General features: G+C 46.9%; 28 protein-coding genes and 1 pseudogene. 14 read left to right on the forward strand and 15 right to left on the reverse strand.

What is annotated here, in order from left to right; all coding sequences use genetic code 11:
* Window positions 1-185: 185 nt before the first annotated feature.
* The 3 genes from AAW31_RS08375 to AAW31_RS08385 are packed head-to-tail and all read left to right on the forward strand — an operon-like array spanning window position 186 to window position 1738.
* The gene (locus AAW31_RS08375) at window positions 186-899 is read left to right on the forward strand and encodes an amidohydrolase family protein (RefSeq protein WP_046849892.1); all 714 of its coding nucleotides are present in this window, start codon (window positions 186-188) and stop codon (window positions 897-899) included.
* A gap of 13 nt (window positions 900-912) precedes the next feature.
* Complete coding sequence (locus tag AAW31_RS08380) at window positions 913-1272, forward strand: IS630 transposase-related protein (RefSeq protein WP_046849893.1); 360 nt, start codon at window positions 913-915, stop codon at window positions 1270-1272.
* Window positions 1268-1738 (forward strand): transposase, encoded by a 471-nt coding sequence (locus AAW31_RS08385; RefSeq protein ID WP_144412830.1) that lies wholly within the window; start codon window positions 1268-1270, stop codon window positions 1736-1738. The genes AAW31_RS08380 and AAW31_RS08385 overlap by 5 nt, the downstream gene beginning before the upstream one ends.
* Window positions 1739-1944: 206 nt before the next feature.
* Here the strand turns inward: AAW31_RS08385 and AAW31_RS08390 are convergent, their stop codons facing one another.
* Entirely contained in the window at window positions 1945-3312 is a 1368-nt protein-coding gene (locus AAW31_RS08390) for a sigma 54-interacting transcriptional regulator (RefSeq protein WP_144412889.1), read from the reverse strand.
* Window positions 3313-3992: 680 nt separating this feature from the next.
* Between AAW31_RS08390 and typA the strand changes: the two genes are divergently transcribed.
* The 4 genes from typA to AAW31_RS08410 all read left to right on the forward strand — a co-directional run bounded on the left by typA (window position 3993) and on the right by AAW31_RS08410 (window position 8499).
* Window positions 3993-5807: a translational GTPase TypA gene (gene typA / locus AAW31_RS08395; protein ID WP_046849894.1), complete on the forward strand. Its 1815-nt coding sequence runs from the start codon at window positions 3993-3995 to the stop codon at window positions 5805-5807.
* A 29-nt stretch (window positions 5808-5836) separates the two neighbouring features.
* Window positions 5837-6475, forward strand: coding sequence for a DsbA family protein (locus tag AAW31_RS08400; protein ID WP_046849895.1), 639 nt, complete (start codon window positions 5837-5839; stop codon window positions 6473-6475).
* Window positions 6476-6693: 218 nt separating this feature from the next.
* On the forward strand, window positions 6694-7473 hold the full coding sequence (locus AAW31_RS08405; protein WP_046849896.1) for a tectonin domain-containing protein: 780 nt from the start codon (window positions 6694-6696) through the stop codon (window positions 7471-7473).
* A gap of 402 nt (window positions 7474-7875) precedes the next feature.
* Entirely contained in the window at window positions 7876-8499 is a 624-nt protein-coding gene (locus AAW31_RS08410; RefSeq protein WP_052752155.1) for a type III PLP-dependent enzyme domain-containing protein, read from the forward strand.
* A gap of 20 nt (window positions 8500-8519) precedes the next feature.
* On the opposite strand, the gene AAW31_RS08415 is transcribed toward AAW31_RS08410, so the two are convergent.
* Both AAW31_RS08415 and AAW31_RS08420 read right to left on the reverse strand, forming a co-directional pair.
* Window positions 8520-9053 (reverse strand): IS630 family transposase, encoded by a 534-nt coding sequence (locus AAW31_RS08415; RefSeq protein ID WP_309567617.1) that lies wholly within the window; start codon window positions 9051-9053, stop codon window positions 8520-8522.
* Window positions 8986-9345: an IS630 transposase-related protein gene (locus tag AAW31_RS08420; protein WP_046849897.1), complete on the reverse strand. Its 360-nt coding sequence runs from the start codon at window positions 9343-9345 to the stop codon at window positions 8986-8988. The genes AAW31_RS08415 and AAW31_RS08420 overlap by 68 nt, the downstream gene beginning before the upstream one ends.
* Window positions 9346-9388: 43 nt before the next feature.
* Between AAW31_RS08420 and AAW31_RS08425 the strand changes: the two genes are divergently transcribed.
* Complete coding sequence (locus tag AAW31_RS08425; RefSeq protein WP_144412890.1) at window positions 9389-9886, forward strand: type III PLP-dependent enzyme domain-containing protein; 498 nt, start codon at window positions 9389-9391, stop codon at window positions 9884-9886.
* 108 nt (window positions 9887-9994) lie between these two features.
* Here AAW31_RS08425 and AAW31_RS20575 read toward each other — a convergent pair whose 3' ends face one another.
* Entirely contained in the window at window positions 9995-10147 is a 153-nt protein-coding gene (locus tag AAW31_RS20575; protein WP_144412891.1) for a type II toxin-antitoxin system HicB family antitoxin, read from the reverse strand.
* A gap of 346 nt (window positions 10148-10493) precedes the next feature.
* Between AAW31_RS20575 and AAW31_RS23580 the strand changes: the two are divergent.
* A pseudogene (locus AAW31_RS23580) lies at window positions 10494-10688 on the forward strand (hypothetical protein); the annotation flags it as partial.
* Between the two features lie 33 nt (window positions 10689-10721).
* On the opposite strand, the gene AAW31_RS08430 reads toward AAW31_RS23580, so the two are convergent.
* Together AAW31_RS08430 and AAW31_RS21925 are read right to left on the reverse strand one after the other, a co-directional pair.
* A complete protein-coding gene (locus AAW31_RS08430) occupies window positions 10722-11681 on the reverse strand; it encodes an ISAzo13 family transposase (RefSeq protein ID WP_052751990.1) in 960 nt (319 codons plus the stop codon).
* Between the two features lie 7 nt (window positions 11682-11688).
* Entirely contained in the window at window positions 11689-11895 is a 207-nt protein-coding gene (locus AAW31_RS21925; RefSeq protein WP_046851391.1) for a hypothetical protein, read from the reverse strand.
* A gap of 147 nt (window positions 11896-12042) precedes the next feature.
* Here AAW31_RS21925 and AAW31_RS08440 point away from each other — a divergent pair, with 147 nt between their 5' ends.
* On the forward strand, window positions 12043-12534 hold the full coding sequence (locus AAW31_RS08440; RefSeq protein ID WP_052752157.1) for a type III PLP-dependent enzyme domain-containing protein: 492 nt from the start codon (window positions 12043-12045) through the stop codon (window positions 12532-12534).
* Between the two features lie 673 nt (window positions 12535-13207).
* Here the strand turns inward: AAW31_RS08440 and AAW31_RS08445 are convergent.
* From AAW31_RS08445 to AAW31_RS21935, 6 genes are read right to left on the reverse strand one after another with little or no spacing between them, the layout of a single operon-like run.
* Window positions 13208-13747 carry a 3'-5' exonuclease gene (locus AAW31_RS08445; RefSeq protein ID WP_046849898.1) on the reverse strand — a complete coding sequence of 180 codons (540 nt, stop codon included), beginning with the start codon at window positions 13745-13747 and terminating at the stop codon, window positions 13208-13210.
* Window positions 13744-14910 carry a hypothetical protein gene (locus tag AAW31_RS08450; RefSeq protein WP_046849899.1) on the reverse strand — a complete coding sequence of 389 codons (1167 nt, stop codon included), beginning with the start codon at window positions 14908-14910 and terminating at the stop codon, window positions 13744-13746. Before AAW31_RS08450 ends, AAW31_RS08445 begins: the two co-directional genes overlap by 4 nt.
* A complete protein-coding gene (locus AAW31_RS08455; protein WP_046849900.1) occupies window positions 14910-15809 on the reverse strand; it encodes an AAA family ATPase in 900 nt (299 codons plus the stop codon). Before AAW31_RS08455 ends, AAW31_RS08450 begins: the two co-directional genes overlap by 1 nt.
* Entirely contained in the window at window positions 15809-16300 is a 492-nt protein-coding gene (locus AAW31_RS08460; protein ID WP_046849901.1) for an HORMA-1 domain-containing protein, read from the reverse strand. Before AAW31_RS08460 ends, AAW31_RS08455 begins: the two co-directional genes overlap by 1 nt.
* Before the next feature lie 3 nt (window positions 16301-16303).
* A complete protein-coding gene (locus AAW31_RS21930) occupies window positions 16304-16864 on the reverse strand; it encodes a CBASS oligonucleotide cyclase (RefSeq protein WP_200899756.1) in 561 nt (186 codons plus the stop codon).
* On the reverse strand, window positions 16854-17258 hold the full coding sequence (locus tag AAW31_RS21935; RefSeq protein WP_200899757.1) for a nucleotidyltransferase family protein: 405 nt from the start codon (window positions 17256-17258) through the stop codon (window positions 16854-16856). The genes AAW31_RS21930 and AAW31_RS21935 overlap by 11 nt, the downstream gene beginning before the upstream one ends.
* 553 nt (window positions 17259-17811) lie before the next feature.
* On the opposite strand from AAW31_RS21935, the gene hslV reads away from it, so the two are divergent.
* Genes hslV through glgA form a run of 4 tightly spaced genes read left to right on the forward strand, consistent with a single transcriptional unit; the run spans window position 17812 to window position 22428 of the window.
* On the forward strand, window positions 17812-18333 hold the full coding sequence (gene hslV, locus AAW31_RS08470) for an ATP-dependent protease subunit HslV (protein WP_046849902.1): 522 nt from the start codon (window positions 17812-17814) through the stop codon (window positions 18331-18333).
* A 31-nt stretch (window positions 18334-18364) separates the two neighbouring features.
* Window positions 18365-19693 carry an ATP-dependent protease ATPase subunit HslU gene (gene hslU, locus AAW31_RS08475; protein ID WP_046849903.1) on the forward strand — a complete coding sequence of 443 codons (1329 nt, stop codon included), beginning with the start codon at window positions 18365-18367 and terminating at the stop codon, window positions 19691-19693.
* Window positions 19694-19720: 27 nt separating this feature from the next.
* Entirely contained in the window at window positions 19721-20905 is a 1185-nt protein-coding gene (locus tag AAW31_RS08480) for an acetyl-CoA C-acyltransferase family protein (RefSeq protein WP_046849904.1), read from the forward strand.
* A 35-nt stretch (window positions 20906-20940) separates the two neighbouring features.
* Window positions 20941-22428, forward strand: coding sequence for a glycogen synthase GlgA (glgA, locus tag AAW31_RS08485; RefSeq protein WP_046849905.1), 1488 nt, complete (start codon window positions 20941-20943; stop codon window positions 22426-22428).
* An 18-nt stretch (window positions 22429-22446) separates the two neighbouring features.
* On the opposite strand, the gene rsgA is transcribed toward glgA, so the two are convergent.
* From rsgA to AAW31_RS08500, 3 genes are read right to left on the reverse strand one after another with little or no spacing between them, the layout of a single operon-like run.
* Window positions 22447-23322 carry a ribosome small subunit-dependent GTPase A gene (rsgA, locus tag AAW31_RS08490; protein ID WP_046849906.1) on the reverse strand — a complete coding sequence of 292 codons (876 nt, stop codon included), beginning with the start codon at window positions 23320-23322 and terminating at the stop codon, window positions 22447-22449.
* A 38-nt stretch (window positions 23323-23360) separates the two neighbouring features.
* Window positions 23361-23699, reverse strand: a complete 339-nt coding sequence (locus tag AAW31_RS08495) for a 4a-hydroxytetrahydrobiopterin dehydratase (RefSeq protein ID WP_046849907.1) — start codon at window positions 23697-23699, stop codon at window positions 23361-23363.
* Between the two features lie 8 nt (window positions 23700-23707).
* A complete protein-coding gene (locus AAW31_RS08500; protein WP_046849908.1) occupies window positions 23708-24964 on the reverse strand; it encodes a M48 family metallopeptidase in 1257 nt (418 codons plus the stop codon).
* Window positions 24965-25213: the final 249 nt, after the last annotated feature.

The following is a 25213-nucleotide window of genomic DNA, read 5'->3' on the forward strand; positions in this document are numbered from 1 at the left end:
AGTTTCTAACATTCATACTCGTTTCAAATTTTATGAAAATATCATACTAGCATAGGGACTGTGCCAGTTTTTTGAAGGAACTATAATCTCATGGCTGAAATGGGTAGTTGATCGGCTTTCGCTAATCAAATATTCCATCTTTTGATATAGCAAGTATCTTTTAATTTCCTAAGAGGAGGTGGAGCGTGATCATTGATTGCCACTGTCATGCCGGAACAGGTGATGGCTTGACCGGCCCCTGGGACACCAGGGCATCATTGCATGATTATCTGCGACGCGCATCAGCAGCAGGCATACATAAAACGGTGCTGTTTGCCGCTTTTCATTCAAACTATGCCATAGCCAATGAAGAGGTGGCACGCATCGTAGCGAGTAATCCTAAGCGTTTTTTCGGCTTTGCTTTTGTCCATCCTGCACGTGATCGGGGGCGTGTGCATGAACTTGTCAAGATTGCCGTTGAGTGCTATGGTTTCGTGGGCATCAAAGTTCACCGCCACGATGCCTCCATTACACGCGAAATCTGTACAGCTGCGCGCATTTACAATTTGCCGGTGCTGTACGATGTGGTGGGTGAGGTGTCTGTTTGCGAGCTACTTGCTCAAGAATATCCAGATGTTAACTTTATCATTCCGCATCTCGGCAGTTTTGCCGACGACTCGCGTGCTCAACTTGGTGTGATCGACCATCTGGTTCGCCATCCGAATATCTACGCTGATACCTCTGGCATACGACGCTTTGATTTGCTGAAACAAGCCGTCAAACGGGCGGGAGCAAATAAACTCTTGTTTGGCTCCGACGGGCCGTGGCTGCATCCGGGAGTTGAACTGACTAAGATCAAGGTATTAGGACTGCCACCATCCCAGGAAAACTTGATTTATAGCATGTCCCCTATAAATTGATTATAATTTACAGATGACCTATCCGATATTATTTCGCCGTAAAGTATTATCCGTTCGTGAGAAGGAGAACCTCTCAATGGCGCAAGTGGCCAAGCGTTTTGGTGTAGGGGTCGCCAGCGTGATGCGTTGGATCAAAACTCCCGATCCCAAGACCACCCGCAACAAACCTGCCACCAAGATCAACATGGAAATGTTGGCGCAGGACATCAAGAATTATCCGGACGCGTATCAGTACGAGCGCACCAAACGGTTGGGTGTCAGCAAGCAAGGCATTAACCATGCTTTAAAGCGTCTGGGCGTGACTTATAAAAAAAAGCCTGTGTCACCCCAAAGCCAGCGAAAAAGAGCGGCGTATCTTCCAGCAAAAAATTGAAGACTATGAGCGAGCAGGCCGCGTTATCGTCTACCTTGATGAAAGCGGCTTTGCGCACGACATGCCACGCACGCATGGCTATGCGCCAGTGGGTGAGCGCGTCCATGGCGTAAAAGACTGGCATGCACGAGGTCGAACCAATGTGATTGGCGCTCTCATCGGAAAGACGCTGCTGACCATAAGTCTGTTCATCGCCAATATCACCGCTGACATTTTCTATGCGTGGATAACGCAGGACCTTTTGCCTAAACTTCTGCCCGCTTGCGTGATTGTCATGGACAACGCAACCTTTCATAAACGGCAGGATATCCAAACCGCCATTGCCAATGCCGGGCATACACTTGAATACCTACCGCCTTATTCCCCTGACTTAAATGACATTGAACCCAAATGGGCTCAGGCCAAAGCCATCAGAAAAAAGGAAGGTTGTTCCATCGAGCAGCTCTTTGCCGCTTATGAAATTTAAATCATTTTATATGGGATCTGCTATAAGGAGGAAATTTTCTAAATTTGATCAGCGTAGCTAGAAATGGCAAATCATCAATAATGACAGACAAGTTAGCTGGCTCAGCGAAAATAATGACTGCAAGCGCTCGATTTTAGCTTATTGGTCATGTGAGATAGAGCGTATTATTTATCTTGTCGCGTATTGGGTTATTTTCGTGAGATACGCTAACAATTTTCCTGGCGCTGCGCTGCCCGACGCATCTGAAGTGCGCGGTCAGTAACGCCCAGACGCTGGGCAGCTCTTTGTAGGTTGCCGCTAGCTTCATTCACAGCAATTCGGATAGCAACATTTTTACTTTCTCGACTGATGGTTTTGAGATTCACACCGCGCGTCAAGGCGACGCGGATGGCGCGCTCAAAGCCACCGTCGCACCATGTGCTCCAGTAATCAGTATGATTTGGTCGGTCTTCCGGAGGGATGCAGCCTACCGTGATTGCTCCTTGCCCGGCGTAATGGCAGAGCATACGTGCTACAACCTGTTTGAGATCACGTACGTTGCCAGGGTATTCGTGACGCAGCAGGTATTCCTGTACTAAAGCATCCAGCTCAGGAGGTTCTTGATTGGGGAGGAATACCTTCAGGAAGTGATTGGCCAAAGGAAGAATGTCTTCAGGACGTTCCCGTAAGGGCGGCAAATGGCAAACATAACTGGCGATACGGTAATAGAGATCAGCGCGGAATTCACCGCGTTGCACTTGTGCGCAAAGATCGCGATTGGTGGCGCAAATCAAGCGGAATGAAGTTTGCTGCCAAGCATTGCCCCCAACGCGTTTGAAGGTATGTTCTTGAATAACCCGCAATAGCTGGGCTTGCAGTGTCAGAGGGAGTTCTCCTACTTCATCGAGAAACAACGTACCACCGTTGGCAAGCGCGAACACCCCATCACGGGAAGACACCGCGCCAGTAAAAGCACCCCGCTCATGACCGAAGAACTCACTGCCGGATAATTCCGGCACGATCGTGGTACAATCCTGAATGACCAAATTGCCCTTGTGCGCACGGGGATCCAGGACATGCACGAGATTTGCCAGCAATTCCTTGCCAGTACCACTCTCACCGAGGATCAAAACCGAAGCATCGGTGAAATGGGCCACTTCCACCACTTGACGTAGAATCGCCTTCAAGACCTGGCTTTCTCCCACTAATACATTCTGCACTGCGAGGGAATTCACCAGATGATGCACCGCCCCCCAGCGTTGAAGACGAGAAATGATCTCATGGATGAGGGTATTATCTTGCGAGTTCACTAAGACGTCAGAAGCACCTGCTTCCAATAGCTGCCAGACGGCATCACCCGGAATAGTTGTGTTACAACAGGCAAGCACGGCTATCTGGCCATTACGGCTAAGTTCGCGTAATTGCTCACAGATTTTTGGCGTGACCTTATTACTAAACATCACGCCTGCCATGCAGGAAAAACTATTATCATAGTCGTGTACTTTGATGTCCTGTTGGTGCAATCGATCAACGATTTCATCAGCAGCTTGTTTCTGATAGCCATCCATCCAGCGAAACCAGACTTTGATAGTCATCTAGTACCTCCAGTATTCAGTATTCTCGAAGAGAGAGCATGCTTAAATAAAGAGGAAAATAGAATTTTTCTAAACTAACAATTGAATTCGATTTTTCGAGTTAATGCCAGTGTATGTCATTGATATAGCAATGATTTTCTCTGATTCGATGTCTCGCTCATCTCTTCTGTTATGAGTAATGCTATCAATATTGATCATTACTCTATGCAATTAGCTTTAAGCCTGATGATACTAATGAATAACAAATAGGCAGGCAACCCTACATTTGCATACAATTTTTCTTTCTTAATGGCAGAAATATACAAAGTCAGCCATATGATCTATGTAATCACTCAGAAGTATCTTCTCAATGCGTTATAAACAATAAACTTTCTAAGTTCTTGTGGAAATTATGGAACATTTGACTATTTAACTGGATCAATCATCAGCCAAGAGAGAGATGATTATCCCTGCTTAAATCTCAGCAGATAAACTAACAGTTGAGAATCATTTTCAGTTTTCTCACACACAGTACTCTTAACAGATGTGTAATCACTACGTGAATCGCATGCTCAATGCAAAGGGGTTAGCGGAATCGTTCAAGTTTAGCGGTGGTCACAATAACTGATTATGTTACTGATTTAGTGTATAATTATTTCTTGTTCACGTCCATTTCAAGTTAATTCTTAGGTACTTAATATATGTCACGCCCACTCCGAAATATCGCTATTATTGCTCACGTTGACCATGGTAAAACTACCATGGTAGACAAATTGCTGCATCAGGCAGGAACATTTGCCGCGCATCAGACCATTGCCGAACGCGTCATGGATTCCAACGATATCGAACGCGAGCGTGGCATCACGATTTTTTCCAAGAATTGCGCAGTCGATTATGAGGGGGTGCATATCAATATCGTCGATACGCCTGGGCATGCCGATTTTGGTGGTGAAGTCGAGCGTGTGTTGTCAATGGTGGATGGGGTGTTGTTGCTCGTGGATGCGGTGGAAGGACCGATGCCGCAGACACGTTTTGTCACCAAAAAAGCATTGGCGCTGGGGCTACGGCCGATTGTTGTTATTAACAAGATCGATCGCCCTGGTGCGCGACCGGATTGGGTGATCAACCATACCTTCGATCTGTTTGATAAACTGAATGCAACGGAAGCGCAGCTGGATTTTCCAGTAGTGTATGCCTCCGCACTTAATGGCTATGCTACCTTGGATCCGAAGCAAACCAGCCCGGATATGCGTCCATTGTTCGAAACTATTCTCAAGCATGTGCCTGAACCTGCTGGCAATCCTGACGAACCGCTGCAATTGCAAATCAATGCGCTTGATTATTCGAGCTTTGTTGGGCGCATTGGCGTGGGGCGCATTACGCGTGGCCGACTCAAGCCTGCTCAGGAGGTAATGGTCATGACGGGGGAGCAAACGCCCAAGAAAGCGCGCATCAACCAGGTGTTTGGTTTCCGTGGACTGGAACGCGTGCCGCTGAGTGAAGCATTAGCAGGCGATATCGTGTTAGTGAACGGAATTGAAGAGCTCAGCATCGGCACGACCCTGGCAGATATCGATCATCCCGAAGCGTTACCAATGCCGAAGGTGGATGAGCCAACTCTGTCCATGACTTTTCAGGTCAATACTTCTCCCTTTGCGGGTAAAGAAGGAAAATTCGTTACCAGCCGCCAGTTGCGCGAGCGTCTGGAAAAAGAACTGCTCACCAATGTGGCGCTCAAGCTGGAAGAAACGGGTGAGACTGATTCTTTTCTGGTTTCCGGGCGTGGCGAATTGCATTTGACGATCTTATTGGAGAATATGCGGCGCGAGGGTTATGAATTGGCTGTTTCTCGCCCCCGCGTGGTAATCCGTGAAATTAATGGGGAAAAATGCGAACCTTTCGAAGTACTCACGGTGGATGTCGATGAAGAAAACCAGGGTGCCGTGATGGAAGCGCTGGGGATGCGGCGTGGCGATTTGCTTGATATGGTATCGGATGGGCATGGCCGAGTCAGACTGGATTATCGTATCCCTGCACGGGGTCTGATTGGCTTTCAATCGGAATTCATGACCATGACGCGTGGTACCGGTATGATGAGTCATGTCTTCGATGAATACGCACCGATGCGATCGGAGATCGCAGCACGCAGAAACGGTGTGTTGATTTCTGCCGAATATGGCGAAGCAGTCGCCTATGCCCTGTGGAAGTTGCAAGAGCGGGGACGCATGTTTGTCAGCCCGGGCGATCCGGTTTATGAAGGCATGGTGATCGGGATTCATAGCCGCGATAACGATCTGGTGGTCAATCCGATCAAAGGTAAGCAGTTGACCAATATTCGTGCCTCCGGCCATGATGAAGCCGTGGTGCTGACACCACCGATCCAGCTCACGTTGGAATCCGCCATTGAATTCATTGCGGATGATGAACTGGCGGAAATTACGCCAAAAAGCATACGGATACGTAAACGCTTACTGCTGGAACATGAGCGTAAGAAAGCATCGCGCACAGCTGCATAAATTATCTTTTTCTGGCTTTGCCTGCTGGTATGAACGAACACACATTGTGGTATATCGCTGATCCGATGTGCTCCTGGTGCTGGGGGTTTTCCCCCGTGATTGAAACCATCAGGCATGATTATGGAGAGCGCTTGGCGATCAAACTGGTAGTGGGCGGGCTGCGTGCCGGCACTACCGAAGCGCTTACCCCCGGGAAACGGGCAGAGATACTACAGCACTGGCATAGCGTCCAGCGTATGACGGGACAACCCTTCACGTTTGAAGGGGTTCTGCCAGCGGGGTTCATTTACGATACCGAACCTGCGTGCCGTGCTGTGGTTAGCGCTATGCTCATCGATTCATCGTATACCTTTCTGTTACTCGCTGCCATTCAACATGCTTTTTACGTTGAGCAGATCGATGTGACCCAGTTGCAAACGCTGATTCAACTCGCGACAGATGTCGGTATCTCTGCCGAATCATTTTCGCAAGTATTTACGTCGGATGCGGCTAAACAAACAACACAGGATCATTTCCGCCAGGCTATTCAATGGGGGATTCGAGGTTTTCCCACTGTTATTGGACAGGATGTTGCCGGTCTTCATTTGCTGACTAATGGCTATTGTACTATTGAAACCATGGGTCAGCGCATCGATGTATGGTTAAATACGTCTAATAGCCATGGCTGACTATTTAGTACCGAGGAGTACAGAAACACGGGTAACGGTGGAGTAGAGAGTCTGCTCTTTACTGTGCAGTGCTGTGCTGTGTATCGGTAGCCAGGTCTACAGGTCGATATTTTATGAACTGTAGTATGATGTGATTGAATATAGACTGATCCCTCTGCTGCACAGCTTGCCGAGCTCCGATTGATTCAGGATTGCCGAAAAACTGGGGAGGTTTGCCAATGATATCTGCTCATCGAGAAGGGCGCTTATTGCGAAGTTTGCTGATCGCATTTCTACTATTATGTGGAATGTATCCTTTGTTAGTTCAGGCTGAAATCTGGAGTCGTACATCCATAAACGGCATGAGAGATGTGGCTGTCGCACCTGACGGCATCATCTGGCTTACCGATAAGAACGGCGCCGTCTGGAAGTCGGATAATATCTACGCCTCCTCACTCACGCAAATTGCGACGAGCGGTTTTAGCCGAATATCTGTTGGACCTGATGGTGTGGCATGGGTAATTAAATCCAATGGTACCTTATGGAAATTTGCCACAGACAGCTGGAGCGAAACAGCAGCAAAGGAAATAGAAGATGTTGCTATTGCATTCGATAGCAAAAAAGTTTGGGTGGTTGGAAAAAATGGCACGATATGGTTTAGTAGCGATCAAGGGCAGAGCTTCATGCAGATTGAGGGAAGTAATTTTAGTCGGATTTCTGTTAAATCAGAAAATATGGTATGGGCAGTTAAATCCGATGGTACCTTGTGGAATCTGGCCGCGGGAAATTGGAGCAAAACATCGGCAAAGGATATAGAAGATATTGCCATCGCACCAAACGGTTTGATCTGGCTCACCGGAAAAGATGGAACGGTATCGAGCTCATCAGATGATGGCATTACTTTCATTCTATACGAAGAAGTCGGTGGTTTGAAAAATATTGATGCCAGGAACAGAGGCGCATGGGCGGTCAGTATCGATGGCACACTATGGCATAAATTCTTTTCTCCTCAGTTCTAATTCCATTTTTTAATCATACCTGATAGTCTTCTGGCCAGCCTCTTGGCAGCTCGCGCAGAGCACAATAGCGAAGCGTATTGCGCTTTAGCATGCCCGGCATGGGCTAAAACTTGTTATCTGAAAGGCAATATGAGGTATGTGTGTCTATAAAAAATGTATGCAATTAAATTATTGCATGGGTTTTTGTCACCACTTAGCATGGCGATAGAATTTGATTGAAAAAGAGCATTTATTTTATCTATATATATTTAGCAGCCCGAATGTTAAACCTCGTCGTGGCGGTGCCATATGACTTCGCCTGTTGGCACTCTATGGCCCTATGATCCTATAAGCCGGGCGGCGAAACAGACTAAAAGAAAAATCAGGAGCACCAAATATAAGGCTTCGTAAATTGGCCTGCCAATGAAGAAAAATACGACAGCGTTGAAAAAAACCATCAACTCGCTTGCAAAAAAGCACGGCACACCGCTATTTTTGATTAGCGAGAACCTGCTCATCGAACAGGTGAAGAAGTTTCAGACGCTACTGCCAAGCGTAAAGCCATTCTATGCGGTCAAAGCGAACAGCCATCCCTTCGTGCTGAAGATATTTGCAGAGTACGGAATCGGTTTCGACGTTGCGTCGACTCAGGAGATGAAAGCGGTGCTCGATCTCGGCGTTACACCCGATCGCATAATCTTTGCGAACACAGTCAAGCGGCCTGAGGCTTTGCAGTTTGCGGCCCAGCACGGTGTACGGTTAATGACATTCGATTCAGAATATGAACTCAACAAGATCGCAAAATATGCGCCGGGTGCGCACGTCTTGATCAGGATAAAAGTGCCGAATGTCGGCTCGCTCGTCGAGCTGTCCTTAAAATTCGGGGCCGAGCCGGCCGATGCCATTCCTCTCCTCATCAAAGCCTTTCAAATGAAACTCAAACCGGTGGGAGTGAGTTTTCACGTTGGGTCGCAGAGTACCAACGAGGAGAACTATCTTGCCTCCCTTGAAATGGCGTCAATGATATTCAATGAGGCTAAGATATAGCAGATCCCATATAAAATGATTTAAATTTCATAAGCGGCAAAGAGCTGCTCGATGGAACAACCTTCCTTTTTTCTGATGGCTTTGGCCTGAGCCCATTTGGGTTCAATGTCATTTAAGTCAGGGGAATAAGGCGGTAGGTATTCAAGTGTATGCCCGGCATTGGCAATGGCGGTTTGGATATCCTGCCGTTTATGAAAGGTTGCGTTGTCCATGACAATCACGCAAGCGGGCAAAAGTTTAGGCAACAGGTCCTGCGTTATCCACGCATAGAAAATGTCAGCGGTGATATTGGCGATGAACAGACTTATGGTCAGCAGCGTCTTTCCGATGAGAGCGCCAATCACATTGGTTCGACCTCGTGCATGCCAGTTTTTTACGCCATGGACGCGCTCACCCACTGGCGCATAGCCATGCGTGCGTGGCATGTCGTGCGCAAAGCCGCTTTCATCAAGGTAGACGATAACGCGGCCTGCTCGCTCATAGTCTTCAATTTTTTGCTGGAAGATACGCCGCTCTTCTTCGCTGGCTTTGGGGTGACACAGGCTTTTTTTTATAAGTCACGCCCAGACGCTTTAAAGCATGGTTAATGCCTTGCTTGCTGACACCCAACCGTTTGGCGCGCTCGTACTGATACGCGTCCGGATAATTCTTGATGTCCTGCGCCAACATTTCCATGTTGATCTTGGTGGCAGGTTTGTTGCGGGTGGTCTTGGGATCGGGAGTTTTGATCCAACGCATCACGCTGGCGACCCCTACACCAAAACGCTTGGCCACTTGCGCCATTGAGAGGTTCTCCTTCTCACGAACGGATAATACTTTACGGCGAAATAATATCGGATAGGTCATCTGTAAATTATAATCAATTTATAGGGGACATGCTATAAAGCAGTTGCCCTTGGAGATCCTCGACATCGGTGGCGGCTTTCCGATCCGTTACTTTGAGCAGGACAAGGATAGCTTCGCTCCTATGTCCCTCCAAATAAAGAAGGAATTGAAACGGTTGTTCGGTCCGGATGTCCAGGTAATCGCCGAGCCAGGCCGGGCGTTCGTTGGACCGGCATGCTATCTGGTCATGCAGGTTGTGGGAAAATCGATTCGTGGCAACAAGCATTGGTATTATCTTGACGATGGCGTGTACGGGTCACTGTCCGGTATCATCTTTGATCACGCGAAATACCATTACCATACGTTCCGCAGAGGGGTCAAGCAAATAACCACCCTTGCCGGACCTACCTGTGATTCGCTGGATATCATATCAGTAAGCGAGGATATGCCAGAATTGGAGATCGGAGATCTTATCTATTGTGAAAACATCGGTGCCTATTCCTGGGCAACAGCCACTAACTTTAACGGCATACCGCCAGCAGAAGTGGTTTTGATACCGTAGATGGTAGAAGATGGCTCGTGTTGCTAGAATGCTAGACCTTGGCATGACGGCGCAATACAGCTTCGTCTATTTTGCGTCTTACTGCTCTTACGATCAAATCCTTTTTCTTTACAACATATTAAGTTCTGCATGGTGCCGGACTGCAGGAATATGACCATCTGTCAGTTCCTTATAAATATCTTTCAGGTTCTCCTTTAATTCTTCGAGCGATTCCCCTTGCGTCATATAATCAGGAAATTCATCAAGGTAACCTAACCACATCTCGCCGTCTTGCCAGTATGTAATGCCATTGCAGTTTTATACATTCATTTACCTTTTAAGTATCATGTAAAGTGATGTGCTCTCGCAAAAATCAGCACCATAACCTTATGTCAACGTGTGCATCTTCAAAATAAAAGATTTAAAAAATCCGATAAAACCCTATCATAAACCTGTGAGTATCATGCGTAAAATATGATTTTTTGAATGAGGCTTGCCTTCTTTATTCGAGAAAGCTTTATGGAAAGCATTTGAATGGATCAAGTTCCTTATTCGCGGCCTGGCTCCTTTTTGCTATGTTCAATTGCAAGACGCGACCCTTTTGTGCGCAGTGGGTGCGTGAGAGGTGATGTCAAATGTAAGGCCTGACCCTAAGATCGCATTAAAATTCGGGGCTGAGCCGGCCGATGCTATTCCTCTTCTGATTAAAGCTTTTCAAATGAAACTAAAACCGGTGGGAGTGAGTTTTCACGTTGGGTCGCAGAGTACCAACGAGGAGAACTATCTCGCATCCCTTGAAATGGCGTCAATGATATTCATTGAGGCTAAGGATTTAGCTAAAAATAACTTCCCGAAATCAGATTGTTTGTGGGACTGCCCGGTAGTTCCAGCGAGGAAGATAGTCATCAAAGATGATCCTCATATTTTCAAGAAAATTCTCTGCACACTTTTTTCCTGTAACGTAAACCCCGGTCAATATATCCACGGTTACTTTTAAACCCTTGCAGGTTTTAGTCTTCTCCATAAATTGTTTGGCAATGGCGACCGAATGAAACACCACACCCTGGCAGGCACGCGTAATGTGCGAAAACAACCGGTGTTCAATAGGGTTGTACTTTGAGCAGTAAGGCGGATAGTGGGCAACACGAATTTCCAGTCCCAGCCGTTTGGCAAGCACCTGCAAAGCTTCCTTGAACACATGTCGATTGGCGGCGTTACTGCCGCCACCATCACAGAGAAGCAACAACCGCCGGGCCTTGGGATAGTGCTGGCAACCCTGCTGTTTCCACCAATGCGCAATACTGTCGCAACAAAATTCACTGGTATCGTGGCTGGTATTTAGGTTCATATGCCCTTCGTTTCGCGCCAGATCATAGATGCCATGCGGAATCAATTTGCCTTCACCGGCACTGGGAAAATCATGATCCAAAGCATCTACAGGCGTCTGTGTATAGGTGTAACCTTCTCGACTGAAATTGCCAATCAATTCCTTCTTTTTGGAATCAATACTGATCACAGGCTCTTCCTTGGCCATATACGCTGCCTTAAGTCTGGCAATGTTTTGAAACTGGGCATCCCGATCAGGATGGGCTCCCAGCGTTTTTTTCTTACGCGTTTTACGCTGTCCTAAACCATGTTTCTTTAATAATTTACGTACCGTGTACCGACTTGCTGATGTGCCCATTTCAGCCAGGCGGCGACTAATTTCGCAACGTGATAGATTGGTCCATAAGACACCTTCGCGCATCGGATCGCCGGCGGTAAATTCCGCAAGTAGCCTGAGGAAATTTTCTTCCAGGGTAGGCTTGTGAACCATTGCATTTTTACGTCCCGCACCTTTTTTTTCTGATCCGGCTCGGCGCAGGATCCTCACTCACTTCCAGTTCTACCAGACCACGTCGCACCGTCTTGGGATCCATATCAAATAACCCAGACACATACTCAATACCGCCGTGCCCTAGCTTGGCCGCTTCAATCCCCGCATACCGCCGCCGATCCTTTTCTGATAGCAGCAGAAACAACCGCTGCATCTTCAGTTCAATGCTTTTATCGTAAACAGCCACAATTTGTCATTCACCAATTATAAATTGGCTTTATTATCCATAATCCTGCATGAACATTCTAATCCAATTTCTGGAAGTTATTTTTGACGACATACTAAGCTGAAGCAGTTGCCCTTGGAGATCCTCGACATCGGTGGTGGCTTTCCGATTCGCCACTTTGAGCAGGATAAGGATAGCTTCGCTCCTATGTCTATTCAAATAAAGAAGGAATTGAAACGCTTGTTCAGTCCGGATGTCCAGATAATCGCCGAGCCAGGCCGAGCGTTCGTTGGGCCGGCATGCTATCTGGTCATGCAGGTTGTGGGCAAATCGATTCGTGGCAACAAGCATTGGTACTATCTTGACGATGGCGTGTATGGCTCATTGTCCGGCATCGTCTTTGATCATGGGAAATACCAGTACCGTACTTTTCGTAGGGGCGTCACGCAAATAACCACCCTTGCCGGACCTACCTGTGATTCGCTGGACATCATATCAGTGAGCGAAGATATGCCAGAATTGGAGATTGGAGATCTTGTCTATTGTGAAAACATTGGTGCCTATTCCTGGGCAACAGCCACTAACTTTAACAGCATACCGCCAGCAGAAGTGGTTTTGATACCGTAGAGTAAGAAGATTGCTCGCGTAGCCAGAATGTTATACCTTGTCATGGTGGCGCAATACGGCTTCGCCTATTGCGTTTTACGGCTCTTACGATCAAATCCCTTCTCTTCACAACACGTTAAGTTCTGATCAGAAAATTCATCAAGGTAACCTAACCACATCCCGCCGTCTTGCCAGTATGTAAATGCTATTAAAGTTTTATTCATTCATTTACCTTTTAAGTATCAAGTAAAGTGATATGCTCTCGCAAAAAGTCAGCACCATAACCTTATGTCAACGTATGCATCTCCAAAATAAAAGATTTAAAAAATCCAATAAAAATCTATCATAAACCTGTAAGCATCATGCGTAAAATATGATTTTTTAAAGAGGCTTGCCTTCTTTATTCGAAAAAGCTTTGTGGAGACACTCGAATAGATCAAGTTCCTTATTCGCGCCCTAGCCCCTTTGTGCTATGTTCAATTGCAAGACGCGACCCCTTTTTGTGGGGCAGTCCATCCAGTGGGGACGTGAAAGGTGATGTCAAATGTAAGGCCTGATCCTGAGATCCCTATTAAATCTGGTCATGGCGGCGCAATAAGGCTTCGCCTATTATGCCCTACGGCCCTATGTTCAGTTGCGAGACATGACCCTTTTTGTGCGCGGCCCATTTTGTCCGTGAGGACTGCGCGAGCTGCTATCTTGATCGAATTAAACGAAATAGTTCAGCCTGATACCGTGCATCTTGAAGCGCATCATGGGTAGCAATGAGCTTAGGTTTGAGATTAGATGAAATTTGACTTGATTTGGTTTGATCCCATGAGCACTTCGTAAAACCCATATATAAAGATTTAATGTCCAAGGCAGCAAATCCGAAGGGATTTTTATCAATATAGTAATGGAAATAGTAATTGATAAACGACCAGTCGAATGCTGCATTAAATCCAACGAAAATAGGTGTACCGTCGGATCCGGCGACATGTAGGACCCAGTCATAAAACATTTGTATTGCCTCGGCCGCTGCGATCCCTTCTCGCTCGAGTGTATCTAGTGATAACCCAGTTATTGCCAAAGCTTCTGGATCTGCGTTGCGATTTGTTGGCTTGAGCTTACAGGTGAACGTCATCGTATCATCAAAAACTACACAAGCACCGATAGTCAGTAAACTATACTTTCCGGGAATAGGTCCCGAAGTCTCTACATCTACTGAAATAAAAACTTCACGTTTAGTATTCATGGGATAAGAGGCTCCATTGGCACTAAGGGAGGACGATTTTTAATGGCCTCCCAGTGTTTGCTAAACTCCCTTTGACGTTCTTCTACTGTTCCAGTCGTTTTCCAGTGATGGCCGAAAAATGAGTAAATATCAAAAGGATGATCAGTTCCATCTTTTGCAAGGAGCATAGTGGGGAGACCTCGCCCGAATGCATACCCCAGCTCTATATAGCAATTTGGACGGCAACCAGTGATGTCAGCGATGACAACGCTGCTGCGATGGAGTTTAGCGAAAATTTCTTCATCGATTCTGGCGTAATCATATACCTGATTTCCGTCAATTACAGTCAACTTATACCCGAACTTACCCTCTACAATGGGTTGAACAACCGTGTCAAAAAAAGTTTGAACATCAAGATATTCTGGATGAGCTGGATTTAGTAACCGAACAACGAATGCCTTGGGTGGCGAAATATCCTCAAGGAGGTCAATTATGTCAAGTACTCTTTCGGTGATTTCTTTTCGCGACGGAAAATCAAGCCGGTTGATCCAAGTATGCGTCGGGGTTCCACCTTCTGTTTGAAAAAGTCGCCGCGCATGATTACTTGTCTGAGCATAGTCGAAGATCTTCTGTGCCCCAGTGTTGGGTGAACAAAGCTTGAAATTCAAAGGAACAACAGGTTTACCAGCATCGTGATAGAGATTTGCTAAAAATAGCACCCCTTCACCACCGCCAATCGCAATCAGAATATCTCCACAGCGCGCTTGAACCTCCATCCGTTTGCTATTCATGTTCCAATGTGCCGCGCTTTCGATCTGGACTAGAGGAGAGCCGCGGAACTTATCCCACAGGGACTGATATTGCTCGGGAATCTGTTCTTCGTTCTTGTGGTGCTTGACAGCGATTACGAGTGAACTAATTGCATCAGCCGGACGATTCGCCAAATTCTTTTCGATAGTATCCCAGACTAGCCAATCGAAACAGATTGGAAGGCCATCGGACTCCCGTACTTTCTCAGCATCCACAGGAATAACGAAAGTAGCGCCCTTACGGAGCAATTCCTTAACCAAACTTTCCACCAACTGGCGGGCACGCCCAACTTCCTCGGCTGACGCGTACTTTGCTTCATTCGGAATACTCCCTGCAATATGAATTCTACGGCCGAAAAGCGGTGATCTTGCCATTAAAAATCCTCCAAAATTGGTGATGGACGCAAATTTTTTGCCGCATCATGAATATGTGTAAAGTTAAGTGGCTGATTGGGAAAAGCCGAAGCCAATGCTGCCGGATATAACCGGGTCCGAATGTCTGAAAAGGTCCAACCTGGAATATCATTTTTTGGTCCTGTAGCAGCCACTAACTCGGCTATTTGGCTCTCGGTAAGGGAAACTCCAGCCAGATCCATTTTCAATAATGACCGTCGTTCTTCTTCATTTGGCCGAAGGAACTCTTCTATTATCGCTGCTCGTCTTTGTAGAGCTGCATCGAGTACTGAAAGTCGATTAGTACAAAGGAATACTACTATTCGTCCCCCAAACCTCCGCAAGTCATCTACGCATTGTATTAAGGTGTTAACCGCAACCTCATCTTCATGATGGCTATGTTCCTGAGTGCGAGAAGTGGCTAGGGAGTCGCCTTCGTCAATAATCAAAATTGCACGCCTACTTTTGCCAGCCGATTGGATAACTTCTTGAAAAGCCTGGGTCAATAATGTGCCCATTTCGCCGACTTTTCCACTGCCACGCACCCTGTTGCTCAACTTGAATAGCATAGAATCTTCAGTCCCAGATTCTTTTGCTAAGCGATTGGCAATACATTCGGCTGATGCCGTTTTTCCGGTGCCTACGTCGCCATAAAAAATCACCAACGGGTATTGGTCCGCTACAAGATCACAAAGAGGGATGCGCTGTCCATGATACTTTTTACTCCAATCTGCCAACTCATTAAGGTTGAGCAGTAAGCGCAGTTGATCATGGATTTTCTCGTAGCGTGAATCAAATCCAAGTAGTGTTTTCTCCCTTGCCGCCAGAGAGCTATCGGGGAGAGCTGTTTTGCTATCAAAAATATTATTTTGATTACTCATTAGTTGAAATCCTTGCGCTGCATACCATATGCGTTACTGACATAGTTTCGACCTGAATTGGATTTCAATGTCGAATGGCTCGTATCTACACTGGTAGGAACCCAGTCGATACAAAGCTTTGGTTTCAATTTGGATCGAGCTTCGGAATTGTATTCTGATGTGTACATCAGAATTATTTGAAGATAAGGTTGATTGACGCGAGGCCAAAGTACGCCACCCGGTCGGCTTGTGGTCAATGCTCCTGATTCTGTGTTAATGTCATAACGTACCGCCTTTATTTCGCTATTTCCGCTAAATAACGTCAAATCCACTGCTTTTAAGTAGCCGTTTTTTGCGAGAACTTCAATATCATGCCCCCATTGGCGCGCTTTTTCTTCCGAAATGGCGCCGGTGCTGCCGGCGATCATGACGATGTCAGCAGTAACTTTCCGCATGACTGTTTCAATATCAGTGACGGAGTAAGTCTCTGTAGCAGTATTTGAATAACTCATTAATTAGTCCTCCACCTTGAATCGAGGACCAAACAGTTCTTTCCAGATTTCAATATTATTTTCGCAAGACGCATAGTGTGCGATTTCCCAAGCATCGTTTGCAGCTTGCACAATTTCCAAACGTTCTTCGTCCTTAATTCGGCTGGCGACATTATTACTATTGCATACGGGATCAAGAATGACGACTGGATCGGAGAATTGTGGGTACACCGATCCATTTTCTGGGAAATAAATGACTTCCTTCAATTCAGATTGAGCGATATAAAGCAGAAAGTCACGAAAGCATTTTTCGATTGAGCCGTCCTTGCCATTCTTTGCAAGCACATGGGCCATGATCAATTCGATGATGAAGGATTTCAGTGGTTTAAGCTCGGTGTAGTTTCTCCACCTTTTAGCCAGTCGCACCAACGTCCGGAAATCACTATCAACATCCTTGCGATCGCGTACGAACTTGATTTGGCAAGGAGCACACGTTTGTATTTTGGAGCCGTCGTGTATGTCATACTGCCATCCGTAACCTAGTCTGGCTGGATCTTCGATTACGGGAACGATATCAACACTCAAGCCAGACTTGATGAATTTGACGGTCGCTGCCTTTCGCTACCTTTCGCTGAATTTCGAAGTGGTCAACAGCTTTGTTGGGATAAAGCTTAATCAATAAGTTGTAAATTGTTTCACTCAAGCTTTCCAAGGTTTCCTTATCGACACTGCGACCAGAGATATAAAACACCACATCTACATCTATGGGATCTTCCGAAGTTTTTCGAAGAATGGTGTATTTCGCAAACGATCCGGCCTTTACTACCTTGGTAATTTTAATGTCGGTCTGATCGTGCAGTCTTTTGCTTAGTTCACTGATGAGACGATCTACTTGCTCGTGATATTCCTTGCGTTTGTCAGCAGGCAAGCGCAAGACATTGCTATCGTAATATCGAAATTGGGTATTGTTTATTGACATTTGTTTTGTTCGCTATTCAATTTTCATAAATTTTGCTCGTTTCGGCTGTTTAGCGATTTTGGATATTGGGCCAGAGTTTGTGCTTTCAAGAGATCTTTTAAAATAAAACAATTAAATTATGAGTTGTGACTGTTTTATGTTAAATAATAATAGCTTGCGATATTATTATATGAAGCTAAATATTGTTTTAAAGTTAGGGGTATGGTGTTTTTTAAGTTTGCAATGAATAAGAAAAAAGCACGGTTCTTTAGTCAGTAGAATTCTCATTTGACTGTGGCCAAGCAACGGCACACTGTTTATTACAGATACTTACGTTTCCGTTTCTTGCTGCCATTCAACATGTCTTTTTTTAGACATCTCAATGTCAAACAAGCAGATGGACTAGTTCAGCTTGTGGCAGTTCTGGGTATGCCTGATTAAATATCTTCAAAAAATTACGTGACTATTTCGCATTGATTTTTCATCGATTGGGTACTTCTATTTCCTATTTCGATTACGTACCGTTCCTCAATCAGCGTTATAATTGTTCTTTTTCAGAAATAGATTAAAACACATGACCACCATAGTATCCGTACGACGGGGTAAACAAGTTGCATTGGGGGGCGATGGTCAGGTAACGCTGGGTTCTATCGTTGCCAAAGCCAGCGCGCGCAAGGTGCGCAGGCTTTATCATGGGAGAATTCTGGCAGGGTTTGCAGGGGGAACCGCAGATGCCTTTACCTTGTTTGAACGTTTTGAAGGTAAGCTGGAAAAACATCAAGGCCATCTCATGCGCTCTGCGGTTGAACTCGCCAAGGATTGGCGCACCGATCGTATTTTGCGGCGCCTGGAGGCAATGCTGGTGGTAGCGGATGGAGAGGCCACTCTGATCATCACTGGAGCTGGCGATGTGATTGAGCCTGAAATGAGCCTGGCTGCCATTGGCAGCGGTGGTGCCTACGCCCAGGCAGCGGCGCGGGCGCTGTTGGCAAATACCGATTTGCCTGCCAGGGAGATTATTGCCAAAGCATTGACCATTGCAGGTGATATTGATATTTATACCAATCAGGTTCACGTTATTGAGTCGCTCGATTAATTTGATTTACTCCTTCTAAGAAGCTATTACTATGTCACAAATGACCCCACAGGAAATTGTTCACGAATTGGACAAACATATCATCGGCCAAGTTAGCGCCAAGCGCGCCGTTGCGATTGCGCTCAGGAACCGCTGGCGCAGACAGCAAGTGGGTGATCCGCTGCGGCAGGAAATCACGCCCAAGAATATCCTGATGATTGGTCCCACCGGTGTCGGTAAAACAGAAATTGCGCGACGTTTGGCGAAGCTCGCAGATGCGCCATTTATTAAGATAGAAGCGACTAAGTTTACTGAGGTGGGTTATGTTGGGCGCGATGTCGATTCCATCATTCGGGATTTAGTGGAATCCGCTATCAAGCAGGGACGTGAACGGGAAATCAGAAAAATGCGCCCGATGGCGGAAGATCGTGCTGAAGACCGGATTCTCGATGTATTATTGCCACCTGCGCGCGATCTCGATTTTCGAGCAGAGAGCGAGGAAAGCAGCGTAACCCGGCAAAAATTCCGCAAAAAATTGCGCGAAGGGGAACTGGATGACAAGGAAATAGAAATAGAAGTTGCTATCCCACAGGCGAGCATGGAAATCTTTGCACCACCAGGAATGGAAGAGCTCACGTCACAGATTCAGGGTATGTTCCAGACGATCGGGGGCGGGAAAAAGAAAACGCGCAAACTCACGATACGTGAAGCCAAAAAAATCCTGGTTGAAGAAGAAGCGGCACGGCTTATTAATGACGAAGAACTGAAGTTGCGTGCGGTGCAGAATGTCGAGCAGAATGGCATTGTGTTTCTTGATGAAATCGATAAAATCACCAGCCGCTCTGAAACATCAGGCGCTGATGTGTCGCGGCAGGGAGTGCAGCGTGACTTATTGCCGCTGGTGGAAGGGACTACGATTTCTACCAAGTACGGTATGATCAAAACTGACCACATCCTGTTCATTGCGAGCGGCGCATTTCATCTCTCCAAGCCTTCCGATTTGATTCCTGAGTTGCAGGGGCGTTTCCCCATTCGGGTTGAATTGGGAAGTCTGAGCGCAGGCGATTTCGAACAGATTCTCACCAATACCGATGCTTGTCTGACCAGGCAATATCAGGCGCTGCTGAAAACAGAGGGGATCGAGATGAGTTTTGCCGAGGATGCCATCAAGCGATTGGCGGAAATTGCCTATTTTGTCAACGAGAAAACCGAGAATATCGGGGCCAGAAGACTGCATACCGTCATGGAGAAGCTGCTGGAGGAAATCTCTTTCAATGCGAGCAAGCGCAGCGGCGAAGCGATCGTCATCGATGCGGTTTATGTTGATTCGCGTCTCAAAGAACTCTCTCAAAGTGAGGATTTGGCGAGATATGTACTTTAGAAACCTCTAATAGAAAGAGGATGTCTCGTGCCAGCACATGAGGTTGTGATACTGAGTGGGGTGCGCACCGCCATCGGGGATTACGGCGGGGCGCTGAAGAGTGTTGCTCCGGTTACTTTAGCGGCAAAGGTGGTAGGCGAAGCTGTTGCACGCGCGCGTGCTAACCCTGCTGAGGTTGGTCACCTGGTTTTTGGTCAGGTGATCCACACGGAAGCACGCGATATGTATCTCGCGCGGGTAGCAGCTCTGCAAGGTGGCTTGCCACAATCCACTGCAGCCCTGACCTTGAATCGAGTTTGTGGCAGCGGTTTGCAGGCCATTCTATCCGCTGCTCATCTGATCTTGTCAGGCGATACTGAGGCAGCAGTTGCGGGTGGCGTGGAATCGATGAGTCGAGCAGGTTATCTGTTACCGGCGCTGCGCTGGGGACAGCGTATGAAAGACAGCCAAGCGGTAGATATGATGATCGGCGCTTTGACTGATCCGTTTGATCAAGTTCATATGGGTGTGACGGCGGAAAATATCGCTAAGAAATGGGGAATCAGCCGCGAAGAGCAGGATCAAGTTGCCATGGAAAGCCATCGGCGTGCAATCGCTGCCATCAAGCAAGGTTACTTCAAAACGCAGATCCTGCCTATCGAAATCCCCAGCCGAGAGGGAATGACGCTGTTCGATACCGATGAACATCCGCGCGAGCAAGTTAACCTGGAAAAACTGGCTGAGCTTCCCAGCGTCTTTGAGGAAAATGGCACCGTCACCGCAGGCAACGCCTCCGGTATCAATGATGGTGCAGCCGCGATGGTGCTCATGCATGCTCGAACAGCTGAGCAAAAGAATCTGCATCCGTTGGCGCGTCTCGTTGCTCATGGTTATGCGGGCGTTGATCCAAGCTATATGGGAGTCGGCCCGGTCCCTGCTGTCAAGCAGGCACTGAAGCGTGCAGGGCTCAAGCTCGCCGATATGGATGTGATTGAATCGAACGAAGCATTCGCTGTGCAAGCCTGTGCCGTTGCGCGTGAACTCGGATTTGATTCCGCCAAAACGAATCCCAATGGCGGAGCTGTCGCATTCGGACATCCGATTGGCGCAACCGGTTGTATTTTATCCATCAAGGCGATCTACGAACTGCATCGTACAGGCGGACGCTATGCCCTGGTAACGCTGTGTATAGGCGGTGGGCAAGGGATTGCTGCGATTTTTGAACGGCTCTAATAGCAGCTATCCATGTAACCGTTTATTGAGCAAACATGTCCCCTTCTTCCCGTCATGATCTGCAAGTATTATTTATTACACCAGAAGTCTATCCATTGTGTAAGACTGGTGGCCTGGGTGATGTCAGCGCCGCATTACCGACTGCTTTACGTGAATTTAACGTAGATATACGCTTGTTATTGCCTGGCTATCCCGCCGTTATGTCAGGGCTCAAATACAAACGGAAAATCGCCACCTTCAATGATTTCCACCATTTTCCACCTACTACGTTATGGTCAGCTAAACTGTCAGTCAACTATTCGGAGAATGTACCGGTATATATCATTGACTGTCCCGCGTTGTATCAACGTGAAGGCGGAATTTATCTCGATACCGCTGGGCAAAGCTGGTCGGACAATGTCTTGCGTTTTGGCGTGCTCTCAAAAATGGGGGCTATTCTATCAAGTGATGCGAGTCCGCTGACTTGGTTTCCTGACATCGTCCATTGCAATGATTGGCAAAGTGGGCTCACGCCTGCTTACCTTCATTTTCATCCGGGGAAAAAAGCGGCTAGCATGATGACTATCCATAATCTTGCCTTTCAGGGCTGTTTTCCGCCAGAAACAGTGGCTCAATTGGGGTTACCAGCCGCCAGTTATAATATGAACGGTGTGGAATATTACGGTAATCTGTCGTTTATGAAGGCTGGGCTTTATTATGCTGATCGTATTTCGACAGTCAGCCCCAGTTATGCCCGCGAAATCCAGCAGGCGCCGCTTGGGTTCGGTTTGCAAGGATTACTAGCGGCACGCAGTCAGCATATTGATGGCATCGTCAACGGTATTGATACGATGGAATGGGATCCTGCCACTGATCCTCATCTCAACAAAAACTATTCCAGCAATAACCTGGCTGCCAAGAAGGCGAACAAGCTTGCGATACAGCAGGTAATGGGGCTGGAGGTCGACAGTGATATTTTGCTGTTTGCCGCTATCAGCCGCTTTACCGAACAAAAGGGTTATGATCTCATCCTGCAGATCGCACCGCAGCTCGTGCAGATACCCGCCCAACTGGTATTGCTGGGAAGTGGAAATGCCATGCTGGAAGAGCAGTTGGTCAGACTGACAGATACTTATCCCGGCAAAATAGCTGCGCACATTGGGTTTAACGAAGCGCTATCTCACCTGATCGAGGGAGGGGCGGACAGCTTCCTGATGCCGTCGCGTTTTGAACCTTGTGGCCTGAATCAGATGTATAGCCAGCGTTACGGCACACCTCCGCTGGTCCATGCTACCGGTGGGTTGATTGATACTGTCGTGGATTGTACTGCGGCTACCCTGGCAGATGGCAGTGCAAGTGGTTTCCAATTCCATGGTATGACGCCGGAGGCATTTCTGGCGGGTATCCAGCGTGTGGTGATAGCCTACCGGAATAAGCGGGTTTGGCGGCAGCTACAGAAAAATGGCATGAGTAAGGATTTTAGCTGGCGGGCGAGTGCGATGGCATATCGTGAAATTTATCAGTCATTGCTGGCCCCAGTTTGATAGCATGTGAAGCGGCTGTTACCACGTCTTCTGCTTTTCTGCGGCTGCTATCAGTTTTTGGTAGGTCGCTAGACGCCGCGCATGAATGTTTCCTTCCTGAGCTGCGAGCAATAAGGCGCAATCCGGTTCTGTCATGTGCCGGCAATTGCTGAACCGGCATTGCCCAAGATAGGGGTAGAATTCAACGAAACCGCCTACCAGCTCACTGTTATCAATATGATGTAAGCCAAATTCCTGCAGACCGGGCGAGTCAATGATGGCACTGTCCAAATCAAGATGATAAAGGCGCGTGTGTGTCGTGGTATGGCGCCCGCTATCGAGGGCAGTGGAAATTTCCATCGTGGTGCGTTTGGCACCCGGCATCAATGCGTTGATGATGGTTGATTTCCCCATACCGGACTGGCCAGTCAGCACACTGGTGTGACCATGCAGATAAGGTCGAAGTGGTTCGATATTTTGAGTAGCACTGATAGTCAAAACCGGGTAGCCCAGCGAACTATAAAACGATAACGTAGCCGCTGCTGTGCGGGCCTGTTCGAGCAAATCAGCTTTGTTGAGTACGATGAGCGCTTTGATCCGCTGATTCTCAGCTGCGATCAGACAACGATCGATTAATTCTTCGCTGAAAGTCGGTACCACAGCCACTACGATGATAAGCTGAGTGACGTTGGCGGCAATCAGTTTCTGACGAAACGCATCGCTGCGATAGAGCAAGCTTGAGCGTGATAACACAGTTTCTATCACGCCTTGGCCCGAGGTGGTAGGAAGGATTTTAACCTGATCCCCGCAGGCAATGCCGCCTTTTTTGCCGCGCATAACGCACGTTAACAATGCTCCATCGCTTGTTTGGACGCCATACTGCCTGCCGTAGTTAGCAATGACCTGGCCTATCATTGGTTGAGTAAGTTTTGTCTTAGAAGGAGACTTTGAGCTCAAATTTTGAATAGCCAATCAATTTTGGCAGCACAAATAAAATCATTTTCCGACAATCCATCGATCGCATGCGTCATGTATTCGACCTGACACTTGTTATAGCCTACTGTCATGTCGGGGTGGTGATCCTCACGGTGGGAAAGCCATGCCACCGCATTCACAAATGCCATGGTTTGATAGTAATTTTTGAATTCAAAGGTTTTGCTGATTTTATTAGTCATCAGCGACCATCCTTCCAGCTGTTGCATTAATTTATTTGCTTCCTCTGCAGTAAGAGGAGGCACACCCCCTTCGCAGGGTTTGCATTGCTTGTTCGTTAGCTCACAGATATCAGCCATAAATACCTCTATACGGAAATAAATTTCTTGAGATGGGCAACCCGAATCGCAGCGGGAGGATGGGAGTCATAAAAAGTGGAATGGACTGGATCAGGGGTGAGCGTTGCTGCATTATCCTGATAAAGCTTCACTAACGCTTGAATCAAATCAGCGGCTGAAGCATTTTGTGCCGCATATTCATCTGCTTCAAATTCATGTTTGCGCGAATATAAGCTGGACAGCGGTTGCAGTAAAAAGGTAAAGACGGGCATCACGAGAAAAAATAGTAGCACCGCCATTGCGTTGGAAGGAACGGATGGGACAGTCACGCCTAATCCTTGATAGAACCAGTTCTGCTGCATCAAATAACCTAATAGCCACAAAAAGGCCAGACTGACGATGAATGACCAGACAATGCGTTTGATGACGTGGTGGCGTTTGAAATGGCCAAGCTCGTGAGCGAGGATAGCTTCTATTTCTGATGGTTCCAGGCGTGACAATAATGTATCGAAAAATACAATTCGTTTCGTTTTGCCAAAGCCGGTAAAATAGGCATTACCATGACTGCTGCGGCGTGACCCGTCCATGACAAATAAACCACTTGATTCAAAACCACACTTATACAAAAGCTGCTCGATCCGCTCTTTGAGAGAAGCGTCTTGTAATGGCGAAAATTTGTTGAACAGCGGCGCGATCCAGGTTGGATAAATAGCCAGGAGGAAGAGATTGAAAGCGACCCATGCCAGCCAGGCATAAAACCACCAACTCTCACCCATTTTCTCCATCAGCCATAACATGACGAATAATAAGGGTGCACCCAGCACAAAGCCTAATGTATATTGTTTGATCAGATCAGCAAAAAACATAGCCGGTGTCATCTTGTTAAAGCCAAATTGCTGTTCAATAACAAAAGTCCGGTAATAACTGAATGGAATTTCAATCACACTTAACAGTAAAACCGTGCTGATAATGAGCGCCATGCCATGAGGGATCGGATCGGTAAACCAGTTCGCCCAGAAACTTGCAAGGACATTGAGTCCCCCTCCCAGCGTGAGCATCAATAATAGAAGAACATGGGTAAAGGTGCTGGGAAAACTGAGGCGGGTTCTAGCGCAAGTATAATCAGCCGCTTTTTGATGAGCGGCAAGATCAATTTGTGAGGCAAAATCTTGCGGAACCTGGTTGCGATAAGCACGGATATGACGGATATGGCGGATCGCTAACCATAGTTGAGTAACAGTGGTCAGTAATAATGCAGTAATAAATACAGCAGTAAAAGTTTGCATAGTCAAAATAGCATAGAAAATATAATCGATTAACACTCAAACCTTGTGAAAACGAGCGTAGCAAGTTTCGCTAAAACGAGCGCAGCACACTTTGCTAAAACACGCACAAAACAAGTTTTAACAAAATAAAAGAAAAGTCACAATAAAAAACGCAATTATTGGAACACAGCCGTGCTGATTTGTTCACAAATACTTACCCTTCACTAAACATTAAGTGACGGATAGTTTTCAATATGACAAAATCAATCT

This window comes from Nitrosomonas communis (assembly GCF_001007935.1).
In the GTDB taxonomy this organism is placed as follows: domain Bacteria; phylum Pseudomonadota; class Gammaproteobacteria; order Burkholderiales; family Nitrosomonadaceae; genus Nitrosomonas; species Nitrosomonas communis.

Bases quoted from the DNA above. Each gene is read 5' to 3' on its own strand.
- AAW31_RS08430 (WP_052751990.1), bottom strand. From the start codon at position 11,681: ATGGTTCACAAGCCTACCCTGGAAGAAAATTTCCTCAGGCTACTTGCG.
- AAW31_RS21925 (WP_046851391.1), bottom strand. From the start codon at position 11,895: ATGCAGCGGTTGTTTCTGCTGCTATCAGAAAAGGATCGGCGGCGGTAT.
- AAW31_RS20575 (WP_144412891.1), bottom strand. From the start codon at position 10,147: ATGTGGTTAGGTTACCTTGATGAATTTCCTGATTATATGACGCAAGGG.
- glgA (WP_046849905.1), top strand. From the start codon at position 20,941: ATGTCCCCTTCTTCCCGTCATGATCTGCAAGTATTATTTATTACACCA.
- AAW31_RS08405 (WP_046849896.1), top strand. From the start codon at position 6,694: ATGATATCTGCTCATCGAGAAGGGCGCTTATTGCGAAGTTTGCTGATC.
- AAW31_RS08500 (WP_046849908.1), bottom strand. From the start codon at position 24,964: ATGCAAACTTTTACTGCTGTATTTATTACTGCATTATTACTGACCACT.
- typA (WP_046849894.1), top strand. From the start codon at position 3,993: ATGTCACGCCCACTCCGAAATATCGCTATTATTGCTCACGTTGACCAT.
- AAW31_RS08445 (WP_046849898.1), bottom strand. From the start codon at position 13,747: ATGAATACTAAACGTGAAGTTTTTATTTCAGTAGATGTAGAGACTTCG.
- rsgA (WP_046849906.1), bottom strand. From the start codon at position 23,322: ATGATAGGCCAGGTCATTGCTAACTACGGCAGGCAGTATGGCGTCCAA.
- AAW31_RS08455 (WP_046849900.1), bottom strand. From the start codon at position 15,809: ATGAGTAATCAAAATAATATTTTTGATAGCAAAACAGCTCTCCCCGAT.
- AAW31_RS08495 (WP_046849907.1), bottom strand. From the start codon at position 23,699: ATGGCTGATATCTGTGAGCTAACGAACAAGCAATGCAAACCCTGCGAA.
- AAW31_RS08390 (WP_144412889.1), bottom strand. From the start codon at position 3,312: ATGACTATCAAAGTCTGGTTTCGCTGGATGGATGGCTATCAGAAACAA.
- AAW31_RS08450 (WP_046849899.1), bottom strand. From the start codon at position 14,910: ATGGCAAGATCACCGCTTTTCGGCCGTAGAATTCATATTGCAGGGAGT.
- hslU (WP_046849903.1), top strand. From the start codon at position 18,365: ATGTCACAAATGACCCCACAGGAAATTGTTCACGAATTGGACAAACAT.
- AAW31_RS08400 (WP_046849895.1), top strand. From the start codon at position 5,837: ATGAACGAACACACATTGTGGTATATCGCTGATCCGATGTGCTCCTGG.
- AAW31_RS21935 (WP_200899757.1), bottom strand. From the start codon at position 17,258: ATGTCAATAAACAATACCCAATTTCGATATTACGATAGCAATGTCTTG.
- AAW31_RS08420 (WP_046849897.1), bottom strand. From the start codon at position 9,345: ATGACCTATCCGATATTATTTCGCCGTAAAGTATTATCCGTTCGTGAG.
- hslV (WP_046849902.1), top strand. From the start codon at position 17,812: ATGACCACCATAGTATCCGTACGACGGGGTAAACAAGTTGCATTGGGG.
- AAW31_RS08380 (WP_046849893.1), top strand. From the start codon at position 913: ATGACCTATCCGATATTATTTCGCCGTAAAGTATTATCCGTTCGTGAG.
- AAW31_RS08460 (WP_046849901.1), bottom strand. From the start codon at position 16,300: ATGAGTTATTCAAATACTGCTACAGAGACTTACTCCGTCACTGATATT.
- AAW31_RS08410 (WP_052752155.1), top strand. From the start codon at position 7,876: ATGAAGAAAAATACGACAGCGTTGAAAAAAACCATCAACTCGCTTGCA.